Annotated in this window: 12 protein-coding genes and 1 riboswitch; of the genes, 8 read left to right on the top strand and 4 right to left on the bottom strand. The window is 48.8% G+C overall.

Annotated features, from left to right (window positions below):
* The first annotated feature begins 280 nt into the window (after window positions 1–280).
* Window positions 281–1,594 carry an O-acetylhomoserine aminocarboxypropyltransferase/cysteine synthase family protein gene (locus ACR0QE_RS11095; RefSeq protein ID WP_432628419.1) on the top strand — a complete coding sequence of 438 codons (1,314 nt, stop codon included), beginning with the start codon at window positions 281–283 and terminating at the stop codon, window positions 1,592–1,594.
* Window positions 1,595–1,736: 142 nt separating this feature from the next.
* Here ACR0QE_RS11095 and ACR0QE_RS11090 read toward each other — a convergent pair whose 3' ends face one another.
* The 4 genes from ACR0QE_RS11090 to ACR0QE_RS11075 form a co-directional block, all read right to left on the bottom strand.
* Window positions 1,737–2,876: a S1C family serine protease gene (locus ACR0QE_RS11090; protein ID WP_432628418.1), complete on the bottom strand. Its 1,140-nt coding sequence runs from the start codon at window positions 2,874–2,876 to the stop codon at window positions 1,737–1,739.
* Window positions 2,877–2,962: 86 nt separating this feature from the next.
* Window positions 2,963–3,595: a GTP pyrophosphokinase gene (locus ACR0QE_RS11085; protein WP_432628417.1), complete on the bottom strand. Its 633-nt coding sequence runs from the start codon at window positions 3,593–3,595 to the stop codon at window positions 2,963–2,965.
* A 92-nt stretch (window positions 3,596–3,687) separates the two neighbouring features.
* Window positions 3,688–5,013 (bottom strand): sensor histidine kinase, encoded by a 1,326-nt coding sequence (locus ACR0QE_RS11080; protein ID WP_432628416.1) that lies wholly within the window; start codon window positions 5,011–5,013, stop codon window positions 3,688–3,690.
* A gap of 95 nt (window positions 5,014–5,108) precedes the next feature.
* Window positions 5,109–5,780, bottom strand: a complete 672-nt coding sequence (locus tag ACR0QE_RS11075) for a response regulator transcription factor (RefSeq protein ID WP_432628415.1) — start codon at window positions 5,778–5,780, stop codon at window positions 5,109–5,111.
* Window positions 5,781–6,358: 578 nt separating this feature from the next.
* Between ACR0QE_RS11075 and ACR0QE_RS11070 the strand changes: the two genes are divergently transcribed.
* The 7 genes from ACR0QE_RS11070 (at window position 6,359) to trpS (ending at window position 14,781) form a co-directional block, all read left to right on the top strand.
* Complete coding sequence (locus tag ACR0QE_RS11070) at window positions 6,359–7,849, top strand: sensor histidine kinase (protein WP_432628414.1); 1,491 nt, start codon at window positions 6,359–6,361, stop codon at window positions 7,847–7,849.
* A 53-nt stretch (window positions 7,850–7,902) separates the two neighbouring features.
* The gene (locus tag ACR0QE_RS11065; RefSeq protein WP_432628413.1) at window positions 7,903–8,772 is read left to right on the top strand and encodes a response regulator transcription factor; all 870 of its coding nucleotides are present in this window, start codon (window positions 7,903–7,905) and stop codon (window positions 8,770–8,772) included.
* Between the two features lie 200 nt (window positions 8,773–8,972).
* Window positions 8,973–10,100: a TRAP transporter substrate-binding protein gene (locus ACR0QE_RS11060; RefSeq protein ID WP_432628412.1), complete on the top strand. Its 1,128-nt coding sequence runs from the start codon at window positions 8,973–8,975 to the stop codon at window positions 10,098–10,100.
* Window positions 10,101–10,251: 151 nt separating this feature from the next.
* The gene (locus tag ACR0QE_RS11055; protein ID WP_432628411.1) at window positions 10,252–10,791 is read left to right on the top strand and encodes a TRAP transporter small permease; all 540 of its coding nucleotides are present in this window, start codon (window positions 10,252–10,254) and stop codon (window positions 10,789–10,791) included.
* On the top strand, window positions 10,788–12,086 hold the full coding sequence (locus ACR0QE_RS11050) for a TRAP transporter large permease (RefSeq protein WP_432628410.1): 1,299 nt from the start codon (window positions 10,788–10,790) through the stop codon (window positions 12,084–12,086). The genes ACR0QE_RS11055 and ACR0QE_RS11050 overlap by 4 nt, the downstream gene beginning before the upstream one ends.
* A 182-nt stretch (window positions 12,087–12,268) precedes the next feature.
* Complete coding sequence (locus ACR0QE_RS11045) at window positions 12,269–13,381, top strand: TRAP transporter substrate-binding protein (RefSeq protein ID WP_432628409.1); 1,113 nt, start codon at window positions 12,269–12,271, stop codon at window positions 13,379–13,381.
* 305 nt (window positions 13,382–13,686) lie between these two features.
* Window positions 13,687–14,781, top strand: a complete 1,095-nt coding sequence (trpS, locus tag ACR0QE_RS11040; protein ID WP_432628408.1) for a tryptophan--tRNA ligase — start codon at window positions 13,687–13,689, stop codon at window positions 14,779–14,781.
* Window positions 14,782–14,912: 131 nt separating this feature from the next.
* Window positions 14,913–15,180, top strand: a riboswitch (cobalamin riboswitch).
* Window positions 15,181–15,338 lie beyond the last annotated feature (158 nt).

Genomic DNA, 15,338 nt, shown 5'->3' with positions numbered 1-15,338 from the left:
AGCATAAGAAGAATAAATATATAGGGCGGGGACTGCCCGAATTAACGCCTGTGGAGATAGTAGGTCACGAGGTCTGTGAAGCAGGAAGCCCATTGGCTTTAGACAATGGGCAGTTCACCTCAGAAAGGAGATCCCACTTTGAGTTATAGACTGAAGCTATAACTGAAGATCAGATTTTTCCTATTAGACAGAATCTGGAAAGTTTGTTATTATCTCCTTGTAAGTTGATAGGAAATAAAGGAAACAAAAAATAGATCTGAATTTGAGGAGGAAATCAATTATGAGTAAGAAAGCATACGCAGACAGAAATTTAAAGTTTGAAACCTTACAGCTTCATGTAGGACAGGAGCAGCCGGATGCAGTGACCGATGCGAGAGCCGTTCCGATTTACCAGACAACCTCCTATGTGTTCCGCAACTGTGATCATGCAGCAGCACGTTTCGGACTGGCAGATGCCGGCAATATTTACGGTCGTCTGACCAACCCGACCGAGGATGTGTTTGAGCAGAGAGTTGCAGCTCTTGAGGGCGGTGTCGCAGCTCTGGCAGTTGCTTCCGGTGCGGCAGCAATCAGCTACACCTTCCAGAACCTGGCACATGCAGGCGATCACATCGTAGCAGCAAAGAACATCTACGGCGGTACTTACAACCTGTTAGCGCATACCTTAAGCGAGTACGGCATCAAGACTACTTTCGTTGATCCGTTTAACTATGAGGAAGTAGAGGCTGCTATTCAGGACAACACCAAGGCAATCCATGTAGAGACTCTTGGAAATCCGAACTCCGATGTCGTAGATATCGAGAAGCTTGCAAATATTGCACATGCACATAAGATTCCGCTGGTTGTTGATAATACCTTCGCAACTCCGTATCTGGTACGCCCGATTGAGTACGGCGCAGATATTGTTGTTCACTCCGCAACCAAGTTCATCGGCGGACACGGAAGCACCCTTGGCGGTGTGATCGTAGACAGCGGTAACTTCGACTGGGAGGCAAGCGGAAAATTCCCGTCCTTAACTGAGCCGAACCCGAGCTATCACGGTGTAAGCTTCACAAAGGCAGTCGGCAAGGCAGCATTCGTGACGAAGATCCGTGCAGTCCTGCTGAGAGATACCGGTGCAACGATCGCTCCGATCAGTGCATGGATTCTGTTACAGGGTCTTGAGACTCTGTCTCTGAGAGTAGAGCGTCATGTAGAGAATGCACTGAAAGTTGTTCAGTACTTAAACAATCATCCGCTTGTAGAGAAGGTTCATCATCCGTCCGTATCCGATGATCCGGAGCAGCAGGCACTGTACAAGAAGTACTTCCCGAACGGCGGCGGTTCAATCTTCACCTTCGAGATCAAGGGTGGCGCAGAGAATGCGAAGAAGTTCATCGACAATCTGGAGCTCTTCTCCCTGCTTGCAAATGTAGCAGATGTGAAGTCTCTGGTTATCCATCCGGCATCCACGACCCATTCTCAGCTGAATGAGGAGGAGCTGGCAGATCAGGGCATCACCCCGGCAACGATTCGTCTGTCCATCGGTACCGAGAATGTGGACGATATCATCGAGGATCTGGACGAGGCATTCAAGGTAGTCGCTGAGGCTTAATCCACTCTAGTCTGGATGATATCTGATCAGAATCCTTGTGATCCTTGTGTATTCGTTGTAAAAAGTAAGTTATCGTTATCTGCATAATAAATATAAATGGCAAAAAAGCGCTCCGCGATAAACGGAGCGCTTTTTTGGCAGCTTACATATTTCCGGACTGTCCCATCAGATTCTGGATTGTGGACCATACAGAGGAGATCGGAATCGCATATCCCATGCCCTCAATCTCTGAGGAGGAGACTTTGGCGGAGTTGATGCCGATGAGCTCTCCGCGCATGTTTAAGAGTGCGCCGCCGCTGTTGCCCGGATTGATTGCGGCATCGGTCTGGATGTAGGTTGAGGTGATCGCATTGCCGGAAGAATCCTTGCCGGTCTGAATGGTTCGGTTCAGAGCGCTGATGATGCCGGTTGTGACGGACTGACCATATCCGAGCGCATTTCCGATGGCGACAACCTGATTGCCGACTTTCATCTCACTGGAATTGCCGACGGAGACGACAGCGATCTTGTCTTTCGTCTCAGACGACAGATCGGAGAGAGCAACCTTGATCACAGCGAGGTCGAGCGTGGAATCTGCACCGCAAAGCTGGGCCTTGCAGGTGGAGTCGTCGACAAAGCTGACGGACAGGGTCACGGCATTTTCAATTACGTGGTTGTTTGTGACCATATAAAGCCAGGTGCCGTCATTTGCAATGATAACACCGGAACCGCAGCTCTTTGTCTCCTGAAGCTGGGTGTTCCATGGTCCGCTGCGTCCGAACATATCAAAGTACCGCTGAACTTCCTGAACGGAGATGTTTGTGATGGCGACGACAGATGGGAGAGCCGTCTCTGCGATTGCCGATACGTCGAGACTTCCCGAGGAAATCTGGGCGCCGGAGATCAGGGTTCCGGACGCGACGGTGTTCAGAAAATGCGGAGCGTCTGTGGCAGTCTGGATCCTGTCGGAGCGTGTCTGGTCTGAAAGCACGTTGTTGTCCGATGCGGATGAGCTGGAGTCATCGGAATAGTCGGACGTGATACCAGCCTGGGACAAAAACTGTGAGGAATCGGAGTCCACGTTTGCGGAAAGTGCGGAGGATTCCTGTGTGGGACTGGAAAATAACTGCTGCATTCCATAAAAAGCTCCTGCAGAACTTCCGAAGACAAGAGCGGAGCACAGGCAGAGTGCAGCGGTCTTCTTTGCACCGAAAAGAGAGGCTTTCTGTTTTCTGCGGCTTCGTCCACGCTGTCTATATTCATTTGGTGTAAAGTTTTCTTTTTCATTCAGTGATTTCATCATAATCGGTAGCTCCTTTCTGCTTTCTGAGTGTTGCTTTCCAATTTTCAAATAATTTGTTCCAAGAATACGTAAAATAGGATGGATCCCTACTTAAAGTTGTCATCAATCAGATCCCGGATCGTCTGCATCGACAGATCAATTGAGGCGATTTCATCGGCGCATCGTTTCAGCTCACTGCGAATCAGTGCCTCGTGGGTGATTTCATGTTTGTATTTGAGCTGATGCTCCAGACTTGCCCAGAAGTCAATCGCGATGGTGCGCAGCTGAATCTCGGCAAAGAGCCCGGCACCTGGTCCGTCGACAAGCTCGAGGATCAGATGATAACTCCGGTATCCGTTTGGTTTCGGATAGGAGATGTAGTCTTTCTGGTTTATGATTTTAAATTCCGGTCGTTTGGCAAGCCAGTCTGCGAGGGCAAAGACGTCGTCGGAGAACGAACAGATCGCCCGGACTCCGATCGCATCCCGGACATTCGTCAGGGCGGACTCGCAGGTGAGGGGATAACCGTGCTTTTTGAGCTTGTTTTTCATGCTCTCCGGGGATTTGATCCGGGAGGTGCAGTAGAGAACCGGATGATATTTGTTGTCACGATCGCTGTCTGAGCGGGTATTTTCCGGGTAGGACTCTATGATGTTTATAAGTTGTCTGGCAGTCTCCTGCATCGCAGAAAGGCGGTCTCCGTAAAAAGCTTTGCTGTCTATATCTGTGTCTGTGCTCATCTTACACTTCCCTCTTTCTTTTCTCTTTTTTCTTTTTGCTTCCTTTTCTATTTTCCGTTCTTTCTCTTGTTTTCTTTGCCCCGTGTTTTTGGTTATGATTTGCTGACCGGGCAGGCCGGGATCATCACGGTGATCGTCAGCGTGTGTGGATCCGGGGAGGTGGCGGAAATCTTTCCTTTGTGGTTTGCTGTCACTGCACTAGCGATTGAGAGTCCGATCCCGTATCCGCCGGTCTTGGAGTTTCGCGACTCATCTCCGCGGTAAAAGCGGTCAAAGAGATGATCGAGCTGCAGCGAGATCGGATCTGCGGTGGAATTCGTCACGGTGAGGCAGGCATAACGTCCCTGCCGTCTGAGTGACAGGGAGATGTTTCCGTTTTCTTCAGAGTACTTTAAGGCATTGTCGAGAAGGACGGAAATCAGTTGGCGAAGGGATTTCTGATCGCCTTTCACACTGATTCGCGGGTCGATCAAGGCCGAAAAGTTCTTGTTCTGCGCCTTTGCCATTGTCTGAAAAGACTGAACCGTCTCTTCTGCGAGATCGGAAAATGGAAATTCAATCATCTGAATCTGGTTTTGTGCTTCTTCCATGCGGGAGAGGTAAATCAGATCGTTTGTCAGACTTGTGAGCCGTTTCGTCTGTTGGCGGATATCCTGAAGCCATTCGTTGTCATCCCCGATGTCCATCTCGAGAATCTCCGAATCCGCCTCAATGATTGCAAGCGGAGTCTTGATCTCATGGCCCGCGTCGGTGATGAAGCGCCGCTGTTTCTCATAATTCTCGGAGAATGGACGAAGAATCCATTTTGAGAGCAGAATCATTAAAATCAGGACAGCGACGAGTCCGCAAATGGCAGTCCAGACGCAGGCGAGAAAGAAGGTATGGGCATTGCTTAAGCTTCTCCAGCAGTCGAGAAAAATGATGCGGACGACAGGAGTCGTGCCAACTGTGTCGTTGCCGGTTTCTTCTTCAATATTTTCTGTGCTTTCTGTGTTTTCGTGCAGGTCTTCATCGGTCAGCGTCTGGACGAGATAGCGGTAATGAGAGAGAAAGCCGGAACTCTTGCCGAGTTCAAGGGCTTCTTTTGCGTAGGCAGCGGCAGTCTCCTCGTCGACAGCGGCAATCTGGCTGACATCGAGATCGCAGACAAGGTCATCCGAGTCCAGTTCAATACAGAAATAGCGCGAGACGCGGGCAAGTTCCGGGGATATGTATTCCGGATTTTCCCCGATGTCAAAGTTTTTGCCCTTTCGCGGGAATTCCCCGTCATTTTCGGCGAGAAAGGCGAGCGTGTGGTCGGCGTCCAGCACAACATGGCGGTAATTCAGGAGGTTGACGACTCCGAGGATGACACTCATCACGAGAATCAGGGAAATCATGGAGATGGAAATCAGCTTGATTTGAAGTTTTCGGATCATGGCTTCCTGGCCTCCTTTAGTAATAAAATCCGTTGTTGTCTGCGCAATGCGTCAACAGCAGCGAGTAATTTATTTTGGTGATATACGGATGGATGCTAAATGAGTTCGATCAGGTATCCTTCGCCCTCAATGGAGCGGATCTGGATGTCCGCGTGAAGGGCGGTCAGCTTTTTCCGAAGATAGGAAATGTACATCCACACGACATCCTGGTCAATGGCCGGCTCATTTCCCCAGATTTTCTCCAGAAACCGTTCTGTTGAGATGGGATGACCGGGACTGTTCATCAGAAGTTCCAGCACCTGAAATTCTTTTGTGGCGAGCTGAAAACTTCCGAATGAAGAGGAAAGCTCAAACGTTGTGCGGTTCAGACTGATGTTTCCGAGGCTGAGGGCGGCGTCGAGGGAAAGGCTCTGAAGGCGGGTCATTGCACGGATTCGTGCAAGCAGTTCCTTGGAGGCAAATGGTTTCGTGAGATAGTCATTTGCACCGAGATCAAGTCCCTCAACCTTATCGTCAATCTCTGAGCGGGCAGTCAGAAGAAGAATCGGAATCTGGTTCTGGCGTGCACGGGTCTGACGGAGAACGGAAAGCCCGTCCAGTTTCGGCATCATAATGTCGAGAATCGCTCCGTCGTAGCGTCCGCTTTCTATGGCATTTAACGCTTCTTCCCCGTCGTAAACGGCGTCTGCCTGATATCCGTTTCGCTCCAGGATTGTAATAATTGCTCTGGAAAGAGAATGTTCATCCTCCGCAAGCAACAGTCTCATCTTTTTAAACCTCCCATTTCCATCATTTTTTACCTTTTTATCTTAGCCTATCTTAAGAGGAGTCTGTGACATTCCTGTGGAAATTTTGTGGTAATTCTGTGATCATCCCCACGATTATGCTATAATGTAATGGCGCAAAAGAAAAACAAGCGACTGAGAAGCAGGCATTTGTTTTTCTTGCGCCATTAACGAGCAAACAGCCTGCGAAGCAGGCGGGTGAGCGCGATAGCGCGGGTTTGCGAGTATGTAAAGTAATAAACGCAAAAGAAAAACAAGCGACTGCGAAGCAGGCATTTGTTTTTCTTGCGCCATTAACGAGCAAACAGCCTGCGAAAGCAGGCAGGTGAGCGCGATAGCGCGGGTTTGCGAGTGTGTAAGGTAATAAACGCAAAAGAGAAACAAGCGACTGAGAAGCAGGCATTTGTTTTTCTTGCGCCATTAACGAGCAAACAGCCTGCGAAGCAGGCGGGTGAGCGCGATAGCGCGGGTTTGCGAGTATGTAAGGTAATAAACGCAAAAGAAAAACAAGCGACTGAGAAGCAGGCGGATTTGCGAGAAAAGGGGAAGGAACGGGAAACGTGAGGATACATCAATATCTGAAACGGATGTGGTTTTCGATCACACTCAGTCAGAAACTGGGGGTTTATACGGCGATGGTCATTTTGATCATGGCGTGTTCGGGGTTATTCAGTGTCTGGGTGGTGGATTTTGCGACAGAGGGATTTAATCAGATTCTTGAGGACAATTCCCGCTGTCATGATTTTGAACAGGCAATGGAAGAGGAAACTCAGGCTTTTGTCACGTACCTTCGGGAAAGCGGGGTGGAGAACCGGGATGCCTACACGCATGCCTGTGCCAAGACGGAGCGCTGCCTGATGGCATTGCCGAAGGATTTTCTGCAGATTGGGGAAAACCGGGCAGCAAGAACATGGAGCATTGTGAGCAGTTATGAGCAGTACCGTACTGTGAGAAATCGTTTTTTTAGCCTTGATCCGGAGCAGAGCGGTTACATCACAGAGCTTTACCGGATCTATTCGATGCAGAATTATATTCAGAAATATGCGAAGCGGCTGACGGAGGAGACACTCAAATCAGGAAATCTTCGGTATGAAAACAGACTGCCGTCTCTGTCGAGAATTCCGTGGATGATTATGATTGTGGCGATGGTGCTCACCGGAGTTTCGCTGGAACTTATGCGCCTGCTGCTTGCGACGATCATCCGCCCGATTATGCGTCTTGCGCATTCTTCGCGAAAAATAGCAGAAAATGATTTCAGCGAGGAGGATCTGACGGTAAAAAACCATGATGAAGTCGGAGAACTGGTGGTGGCTTTTAACAGGATGAAGCATGCGACGGAGGGGTATATCAATACGCTGAAGCGAAACAATGAGATGGCGGAGCTTTTGCACCGGGAGGAAGTGGAGCGCATTGAGATGGAGCGCCAGTTAAATACGGCGCAGCTGGAGCTCTTGAAGAGCCAGATCAATCCGCATTTTTTATTTAACACCCTGAATATCATCGGCTGCATGGCAAAGATTGAGGATGCAGAGACGACAGAACAGATGATTACGAGTCTGAGCAGCCTGTTTCGTTATAATCTCAAGACATCAGAACAGTTTGTATCGCTCGCACAGGAACTTAAAATTGTGCAGGATTACATTTACATTCAACAGATGCGTTTTGGTGAGCGACTGAAATACGAGAGCCGGATTGAGGTGGATGCGGAAACGGTGATAATTCCGTCCTTCAGCCTCCAGCCGGTTGTGGAAAATGCAGTGGTGCACGGGATTTCCAAGAAAGAAGAAGGTGGAATTCTCAGGCTTCATATCTGGCAGCATGGCGACCGCGTCGTGATTTCTGTTGCGGACACCGGAGTTGGAATGGACGGTGAAAAGCTGAACAGTCTGAAAGAGGCATTTCAGAAACGGAGAACGGCAAAGATCGGTATCGGACTTGGAAATATTTATAAGCGCCTGAGAATCCTCTATGAAAATGGCTCTCTGAGAGTCGGGAGCATAGCGGGATTTGGAACGATTGTGCAGATGCAGATTCCGCAGAAAAAGGATTAAAAGATTAAAAATAAGAGAGACAACAGAAAAAAGAGAAGTGGGGAAGGAATTTTATGGGAAAAATGGGGAAAGCAGAGGAAATGGGAAAGTATCGTCTCCTGATTGCGGACGATGAGCCGATTGAGAGAGCGGTGCTGACAAAAGTATTAAAGAAAAATCTGGGAGACTGCTGCGAGATTTATCAGGCAGGAAATGGACGGGAAGCGATCCGGGCTTGGCAGGAGAATCAGATTCAGGTGGCACTTTTGGATATTGAGATGCCGGGAATCAATGGGATTCAGGCAGCGGAACAGATCCGGCAGGAGGATAAAAACTGCAAGATCATTTTTCTGACGGCATTCGATGAATTTTCCTATGCGAAGAGTGCAATCCGGGTACAGGCACTGGATTATCTGTTAAAGCCATATCGGGAGGAGGAACTCTTGCTTGTCCTTGAGGAGGCGTTTCAGCAGGTGCAGGAGAGCGTGAAGACCGTGGAAGAGAGACAGACGGAAGCGGAACGGGAATCCGAACCGGCTGTTTCAGATGAAAAGGAGCAGGGGAATGCACAGGAGGATGAGCGTGAGGAGCCGATCGCAGATGAGATACACCTCAATTTTGTGAAAAAACGGATTGCACAGTACATTCAGGATCATTACTGTGAGGAACTTCTGATGCAGGATGTGGCAAGGGAGATGAATTATTCAGAGGCATATTTCTGCAAACTGTTCAAGCAGTGTTTTCAGATGAATTTTACTGCATATCTGACAGAACAGCGAATCGGAGAGGCGAAGCGTCTTCTGGAAGATCCGATGGTAAATATCAAGAAAATCAGCCAGATGGCAGGATATGCGGACGCGAACTATTTCGCGAAAGTATTTAAGCGGATGACAAGCCATACGCCGAGTGAATACCGGACAATGATTCTTCAGTCGATGAAATGATTTTCGTTCCATAAATTTTCCAGTGAACAGGGAATTAATTGTGATTATGCATAAAACGAAAGAGAAAACAGGTTAAAAATATACTAGCTTTCACAAGAATTTACCATTTCCTTTTCTTTATAAATTTTTTATAATAAAGACATCAGTTAAGAAACTTTGAGGGGAAAGTAAAAAAGGTGGATAAAGAGGAGGAAGGTAACATGAAAAAAAGAGTGATGAGTGCAGCCCTTTGTGCAGTAGTAGCAGCAACGTCTCTGACGGGATGTGGACTGAAGAGCCCGGATACTGCGACAACCGCAGCAGCAACCGCAGCAGAAACCAAGGCAGAGGCAGCAGCTGAGACAAAGGCAGAGACGACCGCTGAGAAGAAGGACGGAGAGTCCGCAGGAAAGTACAACACCGCAGATATGCCGGAAGTGACTCTGGTATATGCAGAGGTAAACCCGCTTGACACGATTGTAGGTCAGATGGCAACCGATTTCAAGACGAAGGCAGAGGAGCTTTCCGACGGAAAGATCACGATCGATGTGCAGGCAAGCGGCGTGCTCGGTTCTGAGAATGATGTTCTCGACACCATGCTTGGCGGCGGCGGAACAATCGATATGTCCAGAATTTCTGCATTCGCACTGACAAGCTATGGCGGACAGAAATCCATGCTTCTTTCCCTGCCGTACACCTTCGTGAGCCGTGATCATTTCTGGAATTTCGCAACCAGCGATCTGGCAAAGGATTTCCTGAATGAGTCTCAGGAGAATGGTTCCGGTGTCCGTGGTCTGTATTACGGTGAGGAGGGCTTCCGTCATTTCTTCACAACGAAAGAGATCAGCGGCATGGATGACTTAAAGGGTATGAAACTTCGTGTATCAAACGACCCGGTTATGAACGGACTTGTAGAAGGTCTCGGCGCATATCCGACCGTTGTATCCTTCAATGAGCTGTATTCCGCACTTCAGACCGGAGTTGTTGACGGCGCAGAGCAGCCGATCGCAAACTACAAGTCCAACGCATTCCCGGAGGTTGCTCCGAACCTGATTCTGGATGGTCATACACTTGGTGCTGTACAGGTTGTTATCACCGATGAGGCATGGGACAAGCTGACCGAAGACCAGCAGGCAATCCTTATGGAGGCAGGCGCTTATGCATCTGAGCAGAACCGTAAGAATTCCGAGACGAAGGAGAACGAGGTTCTTGAGCAGCTGAAGGCAGATGGTGTCAATGTCATCGAGGTTGAGGACAAGACTCCGTGGCAGGAAGCAACCAAGAAGGTAATCGAGGAGAATACCAAGGGTTACGAGGATCTGTATCAGCAGATTCTGGATATGAAGTAAGAGATACAAAAGCAGATAAAAACAGGTATCCAGAAAACAAATGCATATAAGACCACGCGCAGCTTGAGGCTGCCGTGAGAAAAAAGGGGGCACAGAGGCCGGGATGCTTCTGTGCCCGATTTTTTAAGATTCTTTAAAGGAGGATGGAAAAATGCCGTCGATTTTTGAGAAAATTGATAAGATCAAGCCAGCATATGATCTGACTTACCGCTTTGTCATGTTTCTGTGCAAGCTGCTTCTGATTGCAGATATCGCAATCACCTCAATGTCCGTTTTGGGCCGCTATGTTTCCTTTATTCCGGATCCGGCATGGAGTGAGGAAGTAGTTTTGACGTGTATGTCCTACATGGCGGTTCTCTCAGCAGCACTTGCAATTCGCAGAGGTGCCCATATCCGAATGACTGCGCTTGACAGTTATCTTCCGAAGGGACTGGTCAAGTTCCTTGATATTCTTGCAGATCTTGCAGTTCTGGCACTGGCAGTGATCATGATCACTGTGGGATGGACGTATGCAACCGGAATCGGTGCAAAGGGTTCTTATGTAAGTATGCCGAAAGTATCCCGTTTCTGGATGTATTTCCCGGTACCGCTTGCAGGTGTTGCAATGCTGATCTTTGAGCTTGAGGCACTTTATAACCATATCAAGAGCATTTTTGCAGATAAAGATAAGAAGGGGGCAAAATTATCATGAGTGTAGATACGATGGCGATTGCGGTTCTTCTTGTAAGTTTCTTTGTTATGGTATTTTTGAGATTTCCGATTGCCTATGCAGTTGCACTGTCTTCGGTGCTTTGTCTGGTTTATCAGGGACTTCCGCTGAATACGATCTGTCAGCAGATGGTAAAGGGAATCAGCTCCTTCAGCTTAATGGCGGTTCCGTTCTTCATCACAATGGGATGTCTGATGGGATCCGGCGGTATTTCTGAAAAACTGATTGCTCTCGCGAATGCCTGTGTAGGCTGGATGCGCGGTGGTATGGCAATGGTAAACATTGTGGCATCTTATTTCTTTGGTGGTATTTCCGGTTCTGCATCCGCAGATACCGCTTCCTTAGGTTCGATCCTGATTCCGATGATGGTCGATCAGGGATATGACGCAGATTTCTCCACAGCAGTAACGATCACATCCTCCTGTGAGGGACTTCTTGTTCCGCCGAGCCACAACATGGTTATCTATGCGACGACCGCAGGAGGAATTTCTGTTGGAAGCCTTTTCCTTGCCGGATATGTTCCGGGTGCTCTGCTTGCAGCGACCCTGATGATCGGCTCCTACATTATCTCTGTAAAGCGCAATTATCCGAAGGGCGAGAAGTTCAGCATCAAGAACCTGCTCAAGCAGTTTAGTATTTCCTTCTGGGCACTGGCAGCGGTCCTGATCGTTGTGTTCGGCGTAGTTGGCGGTGTGTTTACGGCAACAGAGTCCGCAGCAGTAGCTGTTATTTACAGCCTGATTGTCAGCGTATTTATTTACCGCGGACTTGACTGGAAAGGTGTGTGGAGAGTTTTGAGCGAGTGCGTGGATACGCTCTCCATCGTGCTGATCCTGATTGCAACCTCCAATATTTTTGGATACTGCCTGACAAGACTTCACGTTCCGGATCTGGCAGCAAATGCGATTACCGGTCTGACGAGCAACCCGATCATTCTGGCACTGCTCTTGAACCTGATTCTTCTGGTTCTCGGATGTATCATGGATATGGCACCGATTATCCTGATTGCAACCCCGATTCTTCTCCCGATTGCAACTTCAATCGGACTGAGCCCGATCCAGTTTGGTATCATGGTTGTCCTCAACTGTGGTATCGGTCTTCTGACTCCGCCGGTAGGCGCTGTGCTTTTCATCGGTTCTGCGGTTGCAAAACTTCCGATGGAGAAGGTGGTAAAGGCAACGCTTCCATTCTATATCTGCATGGTTATCACTTTGCTGTTAATCACCTTTGTTCCGCAGATCAGCCTTGGACTTCCGATGCTGCTTGGTTCCATGTAAAAGTTAAAATAGTATATCTTTGAACAGACAGACACAGAGATTGCTCCTTCCCGGGGCGGTCTCTGTGTTTTCGTTATACGCTCAGAGTGAGTGTAAATGGATTCTTTTAATATTTTTTGGAAGTACAGAATATCAAATCCATGTTATAATTAGAAATATTTGGTGAGTGGGAAGAGAGGAGAATGGCAGAAGTGGGAGAAGAAAACGCGGTGAAAAGGCAGGAAAACCGGAAAAGGCAGATTGGAAAGTTCCGAAGATTTCAAAAGCAGGGAGTAGTCCACCGGCTCGTGGGAAGAATTCTCAGCGTGGTCACTCTGGCCGGCGTGTGTGCCCTGCTTGCAGCCTGCGGGGCAAAGGACGGGGAAAATCCAGCTGTGGTGCCGGATTTTGTGCTCACTTACGCCGAGAATCAGGCGGAGGATTATCCGACGACACAGGGGGCTTACCAGTTTGCCAAACTGGTTGAAGAGAAAACCGGCGGAAAGATTCTCGTTCAGGTCAATGCCGGGGCAGCGCTCGGAGATGAGCAGTCGGTGATTGAGCAGCTTCAGTTTGGGGGAATTGATTTTACCCGCGCGTCCCTTTCCTCAATCGGAGAATTTGTTCCAAAAGTAAATGTGCTTCAGATGCCCTATCTCTACAACAGCGCAGAACATATGTGGAAAGTGCTTGAGAGCGAGATTGGCGATCAGTTTCTCCACGGTCTGGAGGGGTACGGTCTTGTCGGACTCTCCTGGTACGATGCGGGAGCGCGAAATTTTTATACCTCGGAGAAGCCGATCCGGACGCCCGAAGATATGGTCGGAATGAGGATCCGTGTGCAGGAGTCTGAGCTGATGAGCCGGATGGTCGAACTGATCGGGGCAGAGCCGGTTCAGATGGCATTTGCGAGCGTGTATTCCGCGCTGGAGACCGGAAAGATCGACGGGGCGGAGAACAACTGGCCGTCCTACCAGTCGGAGCGCCATTACGAGGTGGCAAAATATATGACGGTCGATGAGCACGCGCGTGTCCCGGAGGTGCAGATGATCTCGGAGAGCACATGGAAGAAACTGAGTCCCGAGTATCAGCAGATCATCCGGGAGTGTGCGAAGGAGTCCGCCGAGTATGAGAGAAAACTCTGGGAGGATCGGATACAGCGCTCAAGGGAGATTGTCGAGAAAGCGGGATGTCAGGTGATTGAGCTGACTCCGGAGGAAAAAGCAGCTTTTCAGGAGAAGGTGCTTCCGCTTTACAATGAGTACTGCGGAGATTATATGGATCTGATCGACAAGATCGTGGAAGCGGGAAAGTAAAATGTGTCACAGTTCGGAAAATTCCTGCCCGTGTACGGGAATTAAAATATCAGTGCGCAAAATAACGTTTGATCTTATGCTTATTTTGAGTATAATAAAACTCAGAGTGGATGTCCCCCTCCTCTATAGGTGGGGGTATCACAAACTTTCTCAGGAGGGGAGACAATCCCCTTCTGAGTTATACGCTCCGCGAGAAGCGCAGTGATTCTGATTGGAAGATGTCAGCAGAGCTGACCAGAATCACGCGCCAAGTCTCCGCAAGCGTCGACTTGAATAAGTATTAGAGGAACAAGGAGAAGAAACGAATGGCAAATAAAATTATTTTAACCGGTGACCGTCCGACGGGAAAACTGCATGTCGGACATTATGTGGGCTCTTTGAAGCGCCGTGTGGAACTTCAGAATTCTGGAGAGTTTGACAAGATCTTTATCATGATCGCAGATGCACAGGCACTCACGGACAACGCAGACAACCCGGCGAAGGTGCGCAACAACATCATGGAAGTTGCGCTTGATTATCTCTCAGTTGGAATCGATCCGACAAAGTCCAATATTTTTGTTCAGTCCTACGTGACGGAACTGACAGAGCTGACTTTCTATTATCAGAACCTGGTAACGGTTTCCAGACTTCAAAGAAATCCTACGGTAAAAGCAGAGATTCAGCTGCGCAACTTTGAGACAAGCATTCCGGTTGGTTTCTTCTGCTACCCGATCAGCCAGGCGGCAGACATCACGGCATTCAAGGCGACAACCGTTCCGGTCGGTGAGGATCAGATGCCGATGATCGAGCAGACGAAGGAGATTGTACACAAGTTCAATTCCGTATACGGAGAGACTCTCGTAGATCCGCAGATCCTGCTTCCGAGCAACAAGGCATGCCTGCGTCTGCCGGGTACAGACGGAAAGGCAAAGATGAGCAAGTCTCTTGGCAACTGTATTTATCTGTCCGAGACGGAGGAGGAAGTTCGCAAGAAGATCATGTCGATGTACACCGATCCGAACCACATCCGCGTCGAGGATCCGGGCAGCATCGAGGGCAATACCGTCTTCACTTATCTGGATGCATTCTGCAACGATGACCATTTTGCAGAGTACCTGCCGGATTACAAGAACCTTCAGGAGCTGAAAGACCACTACCAGAGAGGCGGTCTCGGCGATGTGAAGGTGAAGAAGTTCCTGAATAACGTCATGCAGGAAGAGCTTCGCCCGATCCGCGAGCGCAGAAAAGAGTACGAGAGCCGGATTGGCGATGTCTACGAGATTCTTCGCGAGGGAACCCGTGTGGCAAGAGAGACGGCTGCACAGACACTCGCAGAGGTAAAACATTCCATGAAGATCGATTACTTCGAGACTCCGGAGTTTTTGGAGGAGCAGAAGGCAAAATTTTCTGTTGAGAAGTAGGTTAAGAATAGGTTAAGAAGTGGGATATAAAATTATGGATTGTCTTTTTGGACATTCCGTGATAGGATAGATGCAATATCTGATTAAGAGCAGCCGGTGCTGTCTGTGGGGGAGAAAGATCTGATTCCCTGAATTGGGATCCAATCAGGGGACTGGAAAGAGAGGACTTGCAGACAGGTAAAAGGGAAACAGGTGAAAGACCTGTGCGATCTCGTCACTGTGAGACTGGAGCAGAAGACCAGAATGCCACTGATTTCTTTGAAATGAAATGGGAAGGCGGTTTTCTGCGCGAGGCATGTGCTGTCTGAGGACAGCGTCAGCATGCCGGGACATTGTTTGACTTTTATGATGTTCCACGAACAGTTGAGCCAGGAAACCTGCCGGGTGCTGGTACAGGAAGATTTTCCAGATCACGAGGACTTGATCGTACCGGCCTTGAAATGAGGCTACCGCAATCCCACTGACTTTAGACGGTGGGTTAAGGTAGCCAAAAGTTAGATATTATTGTATGCTTATATCATGGGAACATGGAAATCTAAAAACAGACACAAATACTT

It is taken from the genome of Brotaphodocola sp. (assembly GCF_050873065.1).
Taxonomy (GTDB): Bacteria; Bacillota; Clostridia; order Lachnospirales; family Lachnospiraceae; genus Brotaphodocola.
This window is presented reverse-complemented; position numbering and strand designations above follow the sequence as displayed.

Coding starts and splice junctions, on each gene's coding strand:
- ACR0QE_RS11095 (WP_432628419.1), top strand. CDS start 281: ATGAGTAAGAAAGCATACGCAGACAGAAATTTAAAGTTTGAAACCTTA.
- ACR0QE_RS11090 (WP_432628418.1), bottom strand. CDS start 2,876: ATGATGAAATCACTGAATGAAAAAGAAAACTTTACACCAAATGAATAT.
- ACR0QE_RS11085 (WP_432628417.1), bottom strand. CDS start 3,595: ATGAGCACAGACACAGATATAGACAGCAAAGCTTTTTACGGAGACCGC.
- ACR0QE_RS11080 (WP_432628416.1), bottom strand. CDS start 5,013: ATGATCCGAAAACTTCAAATCAAGCTGATTTCCATCTCCATGATTTCC.
- ACR0QE_RS11075 (WP_432628415.1), bottom strand. CDS start 5,780: ATGAGACTGTTGCTTGCGGAGGATGAACATTCTCTTTCCAGAGCAATT.
- ACR0QE_RS11065 (WP_432628413.1), top strand. CDS start 7,903: ATGGGAAAAATGGGGAAAGCAGAGGAAATGGGAAAGTATCGTCTCCTG.
- ACR0QE_RS11060 (WP_432628412.1), top strand. CDS start 8,973: ATGAAAAAAAGAGTGATGAGTGCAGCCCTTTGTGCAGTAGTAGCAGCA.
- ACR0QE_RS11055 (WP_432628411.1), top strand. CDS start 10,252: ATGCCGTCGATTTTTGAGAAAATTGATAAGATCAAGCCAGCATATGAT.
- ACR0QE_RS11050 (WP_432628410.1), top strand. CDS start 10,788: ATGAGTGTAGATACGATGGCGATTGCGGTTCTTCTTGTAAGTTTCTTT.
- ACR0QE_RS11045 (WP_432628409.1), top strand. CDS start 12,269: ATGGCAGAAGTGGGAGAAGAAAACGCGGTGAAAAGGCAGGAAAACCGG.
- trpS (WP_432628408.1), top strand. CDS start 13,687: ATGGCAAATAAAATTATTTTAACCGGTGACCGTCCGACGGGAAAACTG.